The sequence below is a fragment of the Methylobacterium sp. WL8 genome (assembly GCF_008040045.1).
Lineage (GTDB): Bacteria > Pseudomonadota > Alphaproteobacteria > Rhizobiales > Beijerinckiaceae > Methylobacterium > Methylobacterium cerastii.
This window is the reverse complement of sequence record NZ_VRVF01000002.1, coordinates 1-13,557: the sequence shown is the minus strand read 5'-3', so window position 1 is coordinate 13,557 and position 13,557 is coordinate 1. Positions and strand designations below refer to the sequence as shown.

Here is a 13,557-nt window from a genome sequence, read left to right as displayed (position 1 = left end):
ATCGTCAGCACCTTGGACATTCGGCACTCAGGATGTCGTGCGACCAACCTGCCCTGATTCGATCTGATCGACCCCGTTTTCGGTATCCTGCGCATAGCGCACGGATTCTCTGGCACGAAGAATTTTTCCCTCTTGTGGGTCGAAGGCTATGCCATCGGTCAGCGCCAGGCAGGCGGCCAGTGCCAACCAAGTGCCGGCGCAGCCCGGCAGGGTCGCGAAATTGAAGGCGTAGGTGTAAGGCCACGGCCCACCGAGATCGATGTCTTCATAGGTCTCCGCCAATTCTGTGAATGCGCAAGCGCCGAACTCGAACCCGGCCTCCCGGCCACGCCAGAGCGCCGGAAGGTGTCCTCGATGATATGCGAGATCCCGAGCCGGTTTCAATTTCAGATCGAACCCGAGGGCATCGATCGATGCCTGCCATTCTTCGATCGAGCCGATCGGACGCGCACAAAATGCGTAAGCTTCCATCGTCATGATCAATATTCCTGAGTTTTTACGATTATTGCCGCGACGAATTTTGAAAACAATACCGAGGCATGCTTTACGGATATGCCGTGACTGATATGAATTTCGATGATTGGCACATCCAGGCCAATTCCCAGGCTACTGCGAAGATCTCGAATTCGAGACGGCGTCAGGAGAGCACCTCCTGTCTTGAAGTCCCATACTGCCAGGATCGGCGAAGATTCGGTTCTACCATCGCGTAGAACGACATCGGTGCGGACGCCACCATCCAAACCGTATCGGACGGTATCTCCAAGACTGAAGCTTTGCTCAATTCCATGTCGACCGATGCCTGGAATATCGAGATCACGAAGCATTGCTGCCGTCGTCGTGTGCACTTGAACACCGTAGGCCGCGCCACTGCCTTCACCACCGATCGAGACGGCCTCCTTGACGACGTCGACGAGAAGCTCGGTTTTCGCGTCGATCCTTGCATTCCCCGTTTTATCTATTCGCGTGCATACGATCTGGCCGGCGCCGCCGATCCAGCACCCGTCTGGGCCGCGAGGCTGATCCTGTCGAAAGCCGGCTTTGAGGGAATGGCTGAGCGCAGTCAGCATCGCGATCCGCTTCGGTCTCTGCGACCCTGTGCTTGAGCCGATGCCAGTCTCGTTGCTCGCTCATTGCAGCGCTCCCTCGCAAGAGAGGCCATGGCATAAAGTCCTATTATCGTCAATATTCCTATGCTTCAGACCTTCTGGAGGGCTGCCCGATCCCCCGGCAATGGTTCCGACGCGCAACCGGTGCCGCGGCCGGTCCGACCTCAACTTTTCTTGCCCCCCGCGGCAAAAAGGCCTGTGTTGGCGGGTCTCGTGCACGTGTGTAAAGAAGACGGCTACGAAGGCTCGTCCGTGCACGCCGACGGGACGAGAGCGCCGATTTCGCCCGCATACAAGAACAGAGGCCATCCATGAGCGCCGGTACCGCTGCCGACAAGCATTTCTCGAATTCGTTCTTCGCGGCCTCGCTGAGCGACGCGGACCCTGAGATCGCCAAGGCCGTCGATCAGGAGCTCGGACGCCAGCAGCACGAGATCGAGCTGATCGCCTCCGAGAACATCGTCTCGCGCGCCGTGCTCGAGGCGCAGGGCTCGGTGCTGACCAACAAGTACGCGGAGGGCTATCCCGGCCGCCGCTACTACGGCGGCTGCCAGTTCGTGGACGTGGCCGAGAACCTCGCCATCGAGCGCGCCAAGCGCCTGTTCGGCGTCGGCTTCGCCAACGTGCAGCCGAACTCCGGCTCGCAGGCGAACCAGGGCGTGTTCCTGGCGCTGATGCAGCCCGGCGACACCTTCCTCGGGCTCGACCTTGCCGCCGGCGGCCACCTCACCCACGGCGCCCCGCCGAACGTGTCGGGCAAGTGGTTCAAGCCTGTCTCCTACACCGTGCGCCGCGACGACCAGCGCATCGACATGGAGCAGGTCGAGGCGCTGGCCCACGAGCACAAGCCGAAGGTGATCATCGCCGGCGGCTCGGGTTATCCGCGCCACTGGGACTTCGCCAAGTTCCGCGAGATCGCCGACGCGGTCGGCGCGTACTTCTTCGTCGACATGGCCCACTTCGCCGGCCTCGTCGCCGCCGGCGTGCACCCGTCGCCGTTCCCGCACGCGCACGTCGCCACCACCACGACCCACAAGACGCTCCGCGGCCCGCGCGGCGGCATGATCCTGACGAACGACGAGGCGCTGGCCAAGAAGTTCAACTCGGCGATCTTCCCCGGCATCCAGGGCGGTCCGCTGATGCACGTCATCGCCGGCAAGGCGGTCGCCTTCGGCGAGGCCCTGAAGCCCGAGTTCAAGATCTACGCCCGCCAGGTGATCGAGAACGCCAAGGCGCTGGCCGACACGCTGATGTCGGGCGGCTACGACATCACCTCGGGCGGCACCGACAACCACCTGATGCTGGTCGACCTGCAGCGGAAGGGCCTCACCGGCAAGGCGGCGGAAGCCGCGCTGTCGCGGGCCGACATCACCTGCAACAAGAACGGCGTGCCCTTCGACACGCAGAAGCCGACGATCACGTCGGGCATCCGCCTCGGCACCCCGGCCGGCACCTCGCGCGGCTTCGGCGTCGCCGAGTTCAAGCAGATCGGCGGCTTCATCGTCGAAGTGCTCGACGGCCTGGCGGCCAAGGGCGAGACGGGGGATCCGGAGGTCGAGGCCTCGGTCAAGACCCGCGTCCACGCGCTCACCGACCGGTTCCCGATCTACGGCTGACCGGAACGCCGCCGGCACCTCACTTCCGGCGTGCACCGCAACACGATAGAGACGGCCGCGGATCGCCACGATCCGCGGCCGTTTTCGTTTCGCGAGAGGCAGCCGTCTTTCCGGCTCGATGAAAAGGTCCGCCCGATGCGGTGTCCCTATTGCGGCGGCTCCGAGACGCAGGTGAAGGATTCGCGGCCGAGCGAGGACGGGGCCGCGATCCGCCGCCGCCGGGTCTGCCCGGATTGCGCCGGCCGGTTCACCACCTTCGAGCGGGTGCAGCTGCGCGAGCTCGTGGTGCTCAAGCGCTCGGGCAAGCGCGTCCCCTTCGAGCGGGACAAGCTCCAGCGCTCGATCGGCGTCGCCCTGCGCAAGCGCGCGGTCGACCCCGAGCGGATCGAGCGGCTAGTCAGCGGCATCACTCGCCAGCTCGAGAGCGGCGGCGAGGCCGAGATCACCTCGGAGGCGATCGGGGAGCTGGTGATGGAGGGCCTGAAGGGCCTCGACGACGTCGCCTACGTGCGCTTCGCCTCCGTCTACAAGAACTTCCGCGAGGCCAAGGACTTCGAGGACCTGCTCGGAACGCTCGCAGAGGCCGGGGTCGCCCCGCCCGAGGGCGTCGTGGCGGGCAAGCCGCGCCCGGCGCGGTCCCGGTCGTGATCCCCGACGTGCGCTTCATGCGCCTCGCCCTGGCGCTCGGGCGGCGCAACCTCGGGCGGACCTGGCCGAACCCCTCGGTCGGCGCCGTGGTGGTCGCGGGCGAGCCGGGCGCCGAGCGGATCGTCGGCCAGGGCGTCACCGCCCCGGGCGGCCGGCCGCACGGCGAGCCGCTGGCCCTGGCGGATGCCGGCGAGGCCGCCCGCGGCGCGACGCTCTACGTGACGCTGGAACCCTGCTCGCATCATGGCCGCACCCCGCCCTGCACCGACGCGATCGTCACGGCTGGCATCGCGCGGGTGGTCAGCGCGATGGAGGACCCGGACGCGCGGGTCTCGGGCCGCGGCCACGCGCTCTTGCGCGACGCTGGCATCCCGGTCGAGACCGGGCTGCTTCGGAGCCAAGCCCGCCGCGACCATGCCGGGCACGTGACGCGCGTGACCCTCGGACGGCCGCATCTCCACCTCAAGCTCGCGCGCACGCAGGACGGGTTCGCCGCCGCCTCCGACACGGAGCGGCTGCGCATCACCGGCGCGATCGCCGACGGGGCGGTGCACCTGTGGCGGGCGCATGCCGACGCGATCCTGGTCGGCATCGGCACCGCCCGCGCCGACGACCCCTCGCTCACCGTGCGCCTACCCGGGCTCGCCCCCCGCTCGCCGCTGCGGGTGGTGCTCGATTCGCAGCTGCGGCTGTCGTCGTCGAGCGTGCTCGTGCGCAGCGCCCACGACGTGCCGACGCTGGTCGTGACGACGCGCGGCGCCCCGGCCCATGCCAAGCGGATGCTCGAATCGCTCGGCGTCGAGGTGGTGCGCGTGCCGGCGGACGAGCGCGGGCGGGTCGACCTGCACGCGGCGCTCGCGATGCTCGGCGAGCGCGGATTGACGCGGCTCTGCAGCGAGGGCGGCCCCCACCTTGCCGACGCGCTGGCCGAAGCCGATCTCGTGGATACCTGCACCCTCATCACCGGTCCCGGCACCTGCGGGCCGCAGGGCGGCCTGCCGGCGGTCGGCCCGCATCTCGGGGCGATGCTGGACGGCGAACGGTTCCGGATCGCCGAGTCCCTCGACCTGGGGGCAGACCGGGCGACGACCTACGAACGCAACGAGGCTTAAGCGATGTTCACCGGTCTCGTCAGCGACGTCGGCACGGTCCTCTCGGTCTCGGGCGACGCGCGCATGCGCCGCCTCACCATCCGCGCCGCCTACGACGCGGCTTCGATCGCGCTCGGCGCCTCGATCGCCTGCTCCGGCCCCTGCCTCACCGCGGTGTCGATCGAACCCTCCGACGGCGGCTGCGTCTTTGCGGTGGACGCCGCCGCCGAGACGCTGGCGTTGACCACGGTCGGCGCCTGGGAGGCCGGCACCCGGATCAACCTGGAACGGTCCCTCAAGATCGGCGACGAGCTCGGCGGCCATCTCGTCACCGGCCACGTCGACGGCGTCGCCGAGATCCTCGAGCGCGAGACCGTCACCGCCGGCGCCTGGGGCGCGAGCGAACGCTTCACCCTGCGGGCGCCGGCCGACATCGCCCACTTCATCGCCAAGAAGGGCTCGGTCTGCCTCGACGGCACGTCGCTGACCGTCAACGCGGTCGAGGGCGACACCTTCTCGGTCCTGCTGATCCCGCACACGCTGGAGGTGACCACCTGGGGCGAGCGCCGGGCGGGCGACCACTTGAACCTCGAGGTCGACCTGATCGCCCGCTACGCCGCGCGGCTCTCGGAGGGGCGCGGAAGAGCGGCATGAGCCTCGTCTCGAACGAGCGGATCACGCCGTCCGCGTCCTACCTGAACACCGCCGCGGGCGGCCCGTTCACCGCGGGCGTCATCGCGCCGCTCGCCGCCACCGTCTTCGGCGTTTCGGCGCAGACGAGCCTGTCGGCGTTGACTCTGGCAGTCGGCATCGCGAACTTTCTTCTCGCGAGCGTCGCGCTTTACACCTGTGCGCGCGTCGTTCTCGCAAGGCTGAAATTATGACCGATATTCAGATCGTCGCCTTCGTCGTGGCGCCGCTGATGGCGGTCGCCGTCGGCTTCGGCGTCACGCTCTGGTCCCGCTACGCCGATCGGTAGGTCCCTCACCGCGGCGGGATCGAATACGTCCCGTTCGCCTGCGCCACGAGGTCGTCCGAGCCGGGCGCCGTGATCCGCACCTCGCCGACGGCGAGGCGCCGGCCGAGCTTCAGCAGCGCGACGTCGGCGACCAGTACCAGCCCTGCGGGCTTCCTGAGGAAGTTGAAGGTGAGGCTCGTCGTCACCGCGAGCGCCACCGGGCCGATCTGGGCGAGGATCGCCGCGTAGAGCGCGTAGTCCGCCAGCGCCATCATCGCAGGGCCGGACAGCGTGCCGCCCGGGCGCAGGAAGCGGTCGTCTCCATCGAGCCGCATCCGCGCGGTCAGCGGTCCGACGGCCTCCAGGTGGAAGGCGCGACCGCCCGCCTGCATCTGCGGAAACTCCCGGTCGAGGAAGTCGCGGGTATCAGTAAGGGTCATCGCGGTCATGGAAGGGTCATCGCGGTCATGCCAGCCGTTGCAGCATGGCGGCACGGCGGCGGCAAGACGAACGGCCCGCCGTCCAGGCGAGCTACCCTGCGTTCGGGACGCCCTCCGCCGCCCGCGCGCGGCCGAAATCGGCCTCCGCCGTCTCCTGACCCTGTGCGACGATGCCCCGGCGGATCGCGCGGGTGCGGGTGAAGAGGTCGTGCAGCGCGTCGCCGTCGCCGTAGCGGATCGCCCGGGTCAGCACCGACAGGTCCTCGTTGAAGCGCCCGAGCATTTCCAGCACCGCCTCGCGGTTGGTCAGGAAGATGTCGCGCCACATGGTCGGATCGGACGAGGCGATGCGGGTGAAGTCGCGGAAGCCGCCGGCCGAGAACTTCATCACCTCGGATTGCGTCACCTGCTCGAGGTCGGCGGCGGTGCCGACGATGTTGTAGGCGATCAGGTGCGGCACGTGGCTGGTGATGGCGAGCACGAGATCGTGGTGCTCCGGCGTCATCGTCTCGACGACGGCGCCGAGCCCCTGCCACAGGGCGCGCACCCGCTCGACCGCGGCCTCAGGCGCGTCCTCCGGCGGGGTGAGGATGCACCAGCGGTTGGAGAACAGCGTCGAGAAGCCGGCATCCGGCCCGGAATACTCTGTGCCGGCGACGGGATGGCCCGGCACGAACACGATGCCGTCGGGCAGGTGCGGGCTCACGGCCGCGACGACCGAGGCCTTCACCGAGCCGACGTCCGAGACCACGGCGCCGGGCTTGAGGTGGGGGGCCATCACCGCGGCGACCGGGCCGATGGCGCCGACGGGCACGCACAGGATCACCAGGTCGGCCTGCGCCGCGCCGGCCGCGGCATCGCCGGTGACCGCGTCGGCGATGCCGAGGTCGAGGACCCGCGCGCGGACGGCTTCGTCCGCATCGATCGCGACGATGCGCTCGGCCAACCCGTAGCGGCGGGCGCCGCGGGCGATGGACGAGCCGATCAGGCCGAGGCCGACGACGGCGAGGCAGCCGAGCGGCGCGGCCTCAGGCATGGTCGCCTCGCATGAAGGCGCCGAGGGCGGCGAGGAAGGCTTCGTTGCTCTCCGCGCCGCCGATGGTGACGCGGAGCGCGTTCGGCAGCCCGTAGGCGGTCACCCGCCGCACGATCACGCCGTGGGCGGTCAGGAAGGCGTCGGCTTCCGCCGCCGAGCGGCCGGGCGCGTCCGGGAAGTGCACGAGCATGAAGTTCGCCACGCTGGGCGTCACGGTGAGGCCGAGCGCGCGGGCACCCTCGACCATCCGCGGCAGCCACTCGGCGTTGTGGGCGGCCGCAGCCGCGGCATGCGCCTCGTCGGCAAGCGCCGCCGCGCCGGCCGCCATGCCGGCGGTGGACAGGTTGAACGGCCCGCGGATGCGGTTGACCGCCTCCATCACGTGGGCCGGCCCGACCATCCAGCCGATCCGGAGGGCGGCGAGACCGTGGATCTTCGAGAAGGTACGGGTCATCACGACGTTGTCGGCGTCGCGCGCGAGCTCGAACCCGGCCGAATAGTCGTCCGCCTGGACGTATTCGGCGTAGGCGCCGTCGAGGACCAGCAGCACGTCGCCCGGCAGGCCGGCATGCAGGCGGCGCACCTCGGCGAGCGGCAGGTAGGTGCCCGTCGGGTTGTTGGGGTTCGCGACGTAGACGATCTTCGTCCGCGGGGTCACGGCGGCGAGGATCGCGTCGACGTCGGCCGTGAGATCGCGCTCGGGGACGACCACGGCGGTGCCGCCCGCCGCCAGGATGGCGATGCGGTAGACCAGGAACCCGTGCTCGCAGAACACGCCCTCGTCGCCGGGGCCGACATAGGCGTAGGCCAGCAGCGACAGCAGCTCGTCCGAGCCGGCGCCGCAGACGACTCGGCTCGCATCGATGTCGTGGCGCGCAGCGATGGCGTTCCGCAGCAGGGCGGAGGTGCCGTCGGGGTAGACCTCGAGCTTGGCCGTCGCCGCCTGCATCGCCGCCACCGCCGCCGGGCTCGGGCCGAGCGGCGTCTCGTTCGACGAGAGCTTGTGGATCTTGGCATGGCCCGGCGCCCCGCTCTTGCCGGGAACGTAGAGGTCGATCGCCAGGACGCCCGGACGGGGCACCGGGCGGAGACGGGGAGAGGCGGACATTCTTGTTCGCAGTCTGAAGAAGAAACGCGTGAGGCGCCCGTCTACAGCATTTCGCGCGCCGATGAAGCGGGGCGCGACCGGATTAGGGCGCCGAGGCGCTCACACCCGGAAGCGCGCCGCGTGGCTGCCGGTCTCGTCGAGGCTCGACGCCGCCGCGCCCGCGCCGTCGAGCGCGTCCGCGAGTTGCCGCGCGCCGACGCCGCCGGGCACCGCCAGAAGAAGACGCTCGGCTTCGCCCTTGGGCCTGCCCCGCGCCACCACCTCGCCGTAGAGCCCCTGCACGGCGCGCTCGGCCTCCTCCGTCCAGGCGGCACAGCGGACCGCCCACAGCACCCAGTCGCGCTGCGCCGCCGCCGGGTCGTCCAGCGGTTTGGCCACCACGAAGACCGGGGTGCCGGCCGGGTGGGCCGGCCGCTCGATGAAGGGCAGCCGGGCGATCACCTTCGGGCGGCCCTCGCCGATCAGCCCCTCCCACCAGGCCTCGCCCTTGCTTGGCCCCTTGCCCCGCCCCTTGCCAGGCGCTTGGGCGGCCCGCGGGTCGAAGCGGAAGATGCCGAGGTCGCCGCGCGAGGCAGCGACCGCCTCGATCACCGCCGCGCAGGTCGGGTGCGGGCGGTAGGGCACCGTGAAGCCGAAGTGGAACCGGGCGGAGTCGCGCATCGCCGGGTCGCCGGCGGAGATGTCGGCATGCACCGAGAACGGCGCCTGGACGTAGGTGAAGGTCGCGATGATGACCCGCCAGATCCCCTCGACGGTGTCGAGCGGCAGGAGCCCGCGGTGGCGCTCGGCCACGCGCCGCATCATCGCGGCCTCGCGGCCCGGACGGAAGGCGGAGCCCGAGGCCGAGGTGCCCTTCACCGCGATCAGGCGGTCGATGATCCCGCCGCGCTGGATCAGCAGCGCGTGCATCTCGGCGTCGATCCGGTCGATCTCGGCCCGGAGGGCGGCGAGGTCTTCCATCGGCGGCGCGGCTCGTTTGGGGAAGCGCATGGTTCGACAAGCTGAGAACGGGGCTGCTCGGGCGTGTTTACGGCCCGCCGCGCCGAAGGGCCAGCGTGCGCCCGCCGCAGGATCGACAACCGGCTGCGGATGAACGGGCCTGCCGGCCGCCCGCTTCGTTGACGCTCGACGGCGCGCACACTACCTCGGGTGTTGCGGCGGGCGCGGGAAGCCGACGATCTCGCAACCTTCGTCAGCGCCGCGCGCGGGAAGCCGTTTCCAGCAGCCTCATGGACAATCCCCTCGACCCGGCCCTCGCGGCCACCCCCGCGACGGAGCCGGAGACCCGCAGCCGCGAGCCGTCGCAGGCCCGCGACCCGGCGGGGCTCGTCGCCCGGTTCGAGGCCGACCGTCCGCTGACGATGGATTCGGGCGCCGAACTCGCACCGTTCCAGGTCGCCTACCAGACCGCGGGCACGCTCAACTCCGCGCGCACCAACGCGGTGCTGATCTGCCACGCGCTCACCGGCGACCAGCACTTCGCCCACCCGCACCCCGTCACCGGCAAGCCGGGCTGGTGGACGACCCTAGTCGGCCCGGGCAAGCCGATCGACACCGACCGCTACTTCGTCGTCTGCTCCAACGTGATCGGCTCGTGCATGGGCTCGACCGGGCCGGCCTCGATCGATCCGGGCACGGGCGCGGCCTACGGCCTCGACTTCCCGCTCGTCACCATCCGCGACATGGTCCGCGCGCAGGCGATGCTGCTCGACCATCTCGGCATCGACGACCTTTTCCTGTGCGTCGGCGGCTCGATGGGCGGGATGCAGGTGCTGCAATGGGCCTCGCTCTACCCGGAGCGGGTGTTCGCGGCGATGCCGATCGCCACCGGCGCGCGCCACTCGGCGCAGAACATCGCCTTCCACGAGGTCGGCCGGCAGGCGATCATGGCCGACCCCGCCTGGGCCGACGGGCGCTACCTCGAGGCCGGCACCCGGCCCTCGAAGGGCTTGGGCGTCGCGCGGATGGGCGCGCACATCACCTACCTCTCCGAACCGGCGCTCCACCGGAAGTTCGGCCGCCGCTTCCAGGGCGGCTCGGCGCCAACCTTCTCGTTCAACGCCGACTTCCAGATCGAGAGCTACCTGCGCCACCAGGGCCTCTCCTTCGTCGAGCGCTTCGACGCCAACGCCTACCTCTACCTCACGCGGGCGATGGACTATTTCGACCTCGCCGCCGACCATGGCGGCGTACTCGCCAACGCCTTCAAGGGCACCAAGACGCGGTTCTGCGTGGTCTCGTTCACCTCCGACTGGCTGTTCCCGACGGCCGATTCCCGCGCGATCGTCCACGCGCTGAACGCGGCCTCGGCCCCTGTCGCCTTCGTCGAGGTCGAGAGCGACAAGGGCCACGACGCCTTCCTCCTCGACGAGCCGATGCTGTTCTCGGCGGCCCGCGGCTTCGTCGACGCGGCCGCACGGGCGCGCGGGCTGTGAGCGGGCGCGACGACCTCGCCTTTGGCGACGCCGCCTCCGGCACGCCCTGGGAGGCGGCCAACGACCTGCCGCGCACGCCCGAATCCGGGGCTGCCCGCGTCGATCACCTCGTGGTCCTCGGCCTCGTGCCGCCGGGCGCCCGCGTCCTCGACATCGGCTGCGGCGACGGCTCGCTGCTGGCGCTGCTGCGCGACCGCCGCGGCGTCGACGGGCGCGGCATCGAGCTGTCGCGCGAGGGCGTGAACGCCTGCCTCGCCCGCGGCCTGCCGGTGATCCAGGGCGACGCCGACACGGATCTGGAAAACTACCCCGACGACGCGTTCGACGTGGTGGTCCTGTCCCAGACCATCCAGGCGACGCGCAACCCGCGCATCGTGCTGGAGCACCTGCTGCGCATCGGCCGGCAGGTGGTGATCTCGTTCCCGAACTTCGGGCATTGGCGGGTGCGGGCGGAGCTCGCCTTCCGCGGGCGGATGCCGATCACCAAGATCCTGCCTGAGGCCTGGTACGAGACCCCGAACATCCACCACTGCACCATGCGCGACTTCGTGGAGCTGTGCCACGCGGTCGACGCCCACATCGAGAAGGCGGCGGCGCTCGACGCCCGCGGCCGCCCGATGCGCTTTTCGATGCCGTGGTGGTTCTGGAACCTGATCGGCGCGCAGGGGGTGTTTTTGCTGCGGCGGGGTTCGCCCGGCAGAGCGTGAGCGGATGCAGGATGCCGGGTCCGCCGATCCTTCGGGTCGGTGGCCCGTCCACAGAGACCCGACATCCCGTGGTTGAGCGCAGATCAACGCGATGGAAACATACGTTGATCCCACCAGACCGGGCGATGTAGGCTGTATGCGATCCGATTGAATTCAGCGTGTCGCGGATTGATCAGAATGTTGTTCGCGACCCGCGCAACCACGCTGGGCACGAAGAGCAGGAGCGAACGCCCCTCGTGGAGCCATTCCTCGCCGTAGGCTTTCGATACCGCACAATCGGGATGATCCCACCCTGGAACGGCCGCCTGGTTCAGCATCTCGTACGATAGGCCGACGGAGAGCGTGATCTCGACGAAGTGTTGGTTCGGCGGTAGCGCACCGCTTCCGTGAACGAGCTTCTCCAGTAGTACCGTCGCATAGTCTGCGGCGGCGTAGATCATCGGGCTTGCCGGCGTGTTCCAACGTCCGGGAAACAGGCCGGACCCGGTGGCATCGAAGATCGGATGGCTGCCGTCGGGATCACCGATGCGATAGGCCATCTGAACCTGACGGAGCGTCTGCCCCGTCACGCCTCCGAGCCGTATTTAAGGCGCCCGAGCACGGCCTCGACCCCGTGGGCCGCCGAACTCCGATTCTAGAACCACGTCGATCGGGGGCCGCCCTTCTAGAAGCGGATGCGGCCGACGCAGGAAGTCGCGGGCCGCGTCATCGTCCTTCCAGACCTCGCAAGCCATCTCCCAGACGCGCGCCACGCGGACGACCTTGGCGCCCTCCAGCGCGGAAAGCGTCGCATCGCCTGTCGATGCGGACCGCCGCCGATGCAGGGTCGCCCGCTTCACCAGATGAAAGGCAAAGGTCCGGTCGTCGGGCGCCACCGCGGTGGCGACGCGGGCGACGGCTCCGATCGGCAGGCCAGCATTGATTCGGGCGACCATTTCGGATTGCGGGATGGCGCCGGAAGCGTACGGCGCGATGCCGAGCAGATCGGCAAGAGCGGACTCGTTTTTCATCGGATGCTCCGAAACCAGATGAGACCATAACAGGTCTCATTCGAGACTTTTGCCACCCGTAGCGCTTCAGATTCAGCTACTCGGGGCCGCGCCTCCCAGCGCCCTCAATGCGCATTCAAGAAATCCAGCATCGCCGCGTCGAACCGGTCAGTCGCCTCCATGTGGACGAGGTGGCCGATGCCCTCGAACACGATCGCCCGGCCGTTCGGCATCTTCGCCGCCAGCGCCGTCGCGTTGTCGGCGTTGCGGCCCATCTTGGCGGCGAGTTCCGGCGGCGCGAAGGGCTTTCCGGGCGCGTTGTGGTCGGCGCCGCCCATGATGAACAGCGTCGGCATCGGAAGCAGCGGGATCTCGTGCACCACCGGCTGGCCCCAGATCATCGTGTAGGAATTCACGAACGATTGCAGCCAGCGCGGATACTCGCCCGCCTCCTTCACCCGCTCGCGCACTGCGACGAAGGGCTCGATCGCGGCTTCCGGCAGGGACAGCGCGTAGCTCGTCATCAGCTGCCGGCGGTAGGCGGCCGCCGTCAGCTCGCCCTCGCGCTTGAGCAGGGTCTCGTTGCCGACCGGCGGCACGCTGTATCGGTAATCCTCGAGCCCGATCGGCGCTTCGAGGACGAGGCTGTTGACGCGCGCGGGCGCGTTGCGCGCCAGCCGCACCGCCAGCATCCCGCCCATCGAGTGGGCGACCACGTCGACCCGTGGCAGGTTGAGGCGGTCGAGCAGCGCGACGGTGTCGGCGGCCATCGCGTCGAAGGTGAACGGGCCGACCGGCTTCGAGGACTTGCCGAAGCCGAGCTGGTCCGGCGCCACCACGCGGTAGCCCGCTCCGGTCAGCGCCGCGATGACCGGGGCCCAGTAGCTCGCCGGAAAGTTGCGGCCGTGCAGCAGCAGGGCGGTACGGCCGTTGGCGGCGCCGGTCGGCGCCACGTCCATGTAGGCGAGGCGCTGGGCCTCGCCGTCGCGCGACAGGGCGAGGAAGCGCACCGGATACGGGTAGGCGAACCCTTCCAGCCCGATCCCGAGGGGAGTCGCATCCTGCGCGGCCGCCGCCATCGGCATCAGGGGAAGCAGGGCGAGCAGGAGGGCTGTGGTCCGTGTCGTCATCGGCATTTCGGGGCGTCCCTCGGATCGAAGCGAAGACCCGATGCCGTGTCGCGAAGGCGGAAAAGCGGCGCGCGCGGGAAGGGTCGCACCGCCATGTCACCGGCGCGCTGCTCGATCCTGCGTGAGGCCCCTATGTCCGAAGCGAGGCAGCGGATGCAGGCCGTCGAGGCCGGCGTCGCGAAGCGGGGTTATCGAGGATGACCGAGACGGCCGGATCGTCCGGACGACGCGAGGCCGGCGGCCCGGAGGACGGCCCGCCCCGTGACGGCGGTCCCGTCGGCCCGCCCCCGGCC

Annotated in this window: 16 protein-coding genes; 7 read left to right on the top strand and 9 right to left on the bottom strand. The window is 69.7% G+C overall.

Annotated elements, in window-relative coordinates; all coding sequences use genetic code 11:
- Window positions 1-27: 27 nt before the first annotated feature.
- Window positions 28-477 (bottom strand): hypothetical protein, encoded by a 450-nt coding sequence (locus FV234_RS00890; RefSeq protein ID WP_147750469.1) that lies wholly within the window; start codon window positions 475-477, stop codon window positions 28-30.
- A gap of 2 nt (window positions 478-479) precedes the next feature.
- The gene (locus FV234_RS00885; protein ID WP_147827834.1) at window positions 480-1,067 is read right to left on the bottom strand and encodes a hypothetical protein; all 588 of its coding nucleotides are present in this window, start codon (window positions 1,065-1,067) and stop codon (window positions 480-482) included.
- A 350-nt stretch (window positions 1,068-1,417) separates the two neighbouring features.
- Here FV234_RS00885 and glyA point away from each other — a divergent pair, with 350 nt between their 5' ends.
- The 5 genes from glyA to FV234_RS00860 all read left to right on the top strand — a co-directional run bounded on the left by glyA (window position 1,418) and on the right by FV234_RS00860 (window position 5,345).
- On the top strand, window positions 1,418-2,722 hold the full coding sequence (gene glyA / locus FV234_RS00880; protein ID WP_147750467.1) for a serine hydroxymethyltransferase: 1,305 nt from the start codon (window positions 1,418-1,420) through the stop codon (window positions 2,720-2,722).
- 135 nt (window positions 2,723-2,857) lie between these two features.
- Window positions 2,858-3,370 (top strand): transcriptional regulator NrdR, encoded by a 513-nt coding sequence (nrdR, locus tag FV234_RS00875; protein WP_147750466.1) that lies wholly within the window; start codon window positions 2,858-2,860, stop codon window positions 3,368-3,370.
- 17 nt (window positions 3,371-3,387) lie between these two features.
- Entirely contained in the window at window positions 3,388-4,482 is a 1,095-nt protein-coding gene (gene ribD / locus FV234_RS00870) for a bifunctional diaminohydroxyphosphoribosylaminopyrimidine deaminase/5-amino-6-(5-phosphoribosylamino)uracil reductase RibD (RefSeq protein ID WP_147827907.1), read from the top strand.
- Between the two features lie 3 nt (window positions 4,483-4,485).
- The gene (locus FV234_RS00865) at window positions 4,486-5,115 is read left to right on the top strand and encodes a riboflavin synthase (RefSeq protein WP_147750465.1); all 630 of its coding nucleotides are present in this window, start codon (window positions 4,486-4,488) and stop codon (window positions 5,113-5,115) included.
- Entirely contained in the window at window positions 5,112-5,345 is a 234-nt protein-coding gene (locus FV234_RS00860; protein WP_147827833.1) for a hypothetical protein, read from the top strand. Before FV234_RS00865 ends, FV234_RS00860 begins: the two co-directional genes overlap by 4 nt.
- A 100-nt stretch (window positions 5,346-5,445) precedes the next feature.
- Here the strand turns inward: FV234_RS00860 and FV234_RS00855 are convergent, their stop codons facing one another.
- The 4 genes from FV234_RS00855 to FV234_RS00840 all read right to left on the bottom strand — a co-directional run bounded on the left by FV234_RS00855 (window position 5,446) and on the right by FV234_RS00840 (window position 8,993).
- Window positions 5,446-5,859, bottom strand: coding sequence for a PaaI family thioesterase (locus FV234_RS00855; protein ID WP_187273545.1), 414 nt, complete (start codon window positions 5,857-5,859; stop codon window positions 5,446-5,448).
- 91 nt (window positions 5,860-5,950) lie between these two features.
- The gene (locus FV234_RS00850) at window positions 5,951-6,895 is read right to left on the bottom strand and encodes a prephenate/arogenate dehydrogenase family protein (RefSeq protein WP_147750462.1); all 945 of its coding nucleotides are present in this window, start codon (window positions 6,893-6,895) and stop codon (window positions 5,951-5,953) included.
- Complete coding sequence (locus tag FV234_RS00845) at window positions 6,888-8,003, bottom strand: histidinol-phosphate transaminase (RefSeq protein ID WP_147750461.1); 1,116 nt, start codon at window positions 8,001-8,003, stop codon at window positions 6,888-6,890. Before FV234_RS00845 ends, FV234_RS00850 begins: the two co-directional genes overlap by 8 nt.
- Window positions 8,004-8,102: 99 nt before the next feature.
- A complete protein-coding gene (locus tag FV234_RS00840) occupies window positions 8,103-8,993 on the bottom strand; it encodes a chorismate mutase (RefSeq protein WP_147827832.1) in 891 nt (296 codons plus the stop codon).
- A 239-nt stretch (window positions 8,994-9,232) separates the two neighbouring features.
- On the opposite strand from FV234_RS00840, the gene FV234_RS00835 reads away from it, so the two are divergent.
- Both FV234_RS00835 and metW read left to right on the top strand, forming a co-directional pair.
- Complete coding sequence (locus FV234_RS00835) at window positions 9,233-10,438, top strand: homoserine O-acetyltransferase (protein ID WP_147827831.1); 1,206 nt, start codon at window positions 9,233-9,235, stop codon at window positions 10,436-10,438.
- 65 nt (window positions 10,439-10,503) lie between these two features.
- Window positions 10,504-11,145, top strand: coding sequence for a methionine biosynthesis protein MetW (gene metW, locus FV234_RS00830; RefSeq protein ID WP_147750519.1), 642 nt, complete (start codon window positions 10,504-10,506; stop codon window positions 11,143-11,145).
- An 83-nt stretch (window positions 11,146-11,228) separates the two neighbouring features.
- On the opposite strand, the gene FV234_RS00825 is transcribed toward metW, so the two are convergent.
- The 3 genes from FV234_RS00825 to FV234_RS00815 form a co-directional block, all read right to left on the bottom strand.
- A complete protein-coding gene (locus tag FV234_RS00825; protein WP_147827906.1) occupies window positions 11,229-11,684 on the bottom strand; it encodes an RES domain-containing protein in 456 nt (151 codons plus the stop codon).
- 45 nt (window positions 11,685-11,729) lie between these two features.
- Window positions 11,730-12,155, bottom strand: a complete 426-nt coding sequence (locus FV234_RS00820; protein ID WP_147827830.1) for an antitoxin Xre-like helix-turn-helix domain-containing protein — start codon at window positions 12,153-12,155, stop codon at window positions 11,730-11,732.
- 104 nt (window positions 12,156-12,259) lie between these two features.
- The gene (locus FV234_RS00815) at window positions 12,260-13,264 is read right to left on the bottom strand and encodes an alpha/beta fold hydrolase (protein ID WP_147750457.1); all 1,005 of its coding nucleotides are present in this window, start codon (window positions 13,262-13,264) and stop codon (window positions 12,260-12,262) included.
- Window positions 13,265-13,557: the final 293 nt, after the last annotated feature.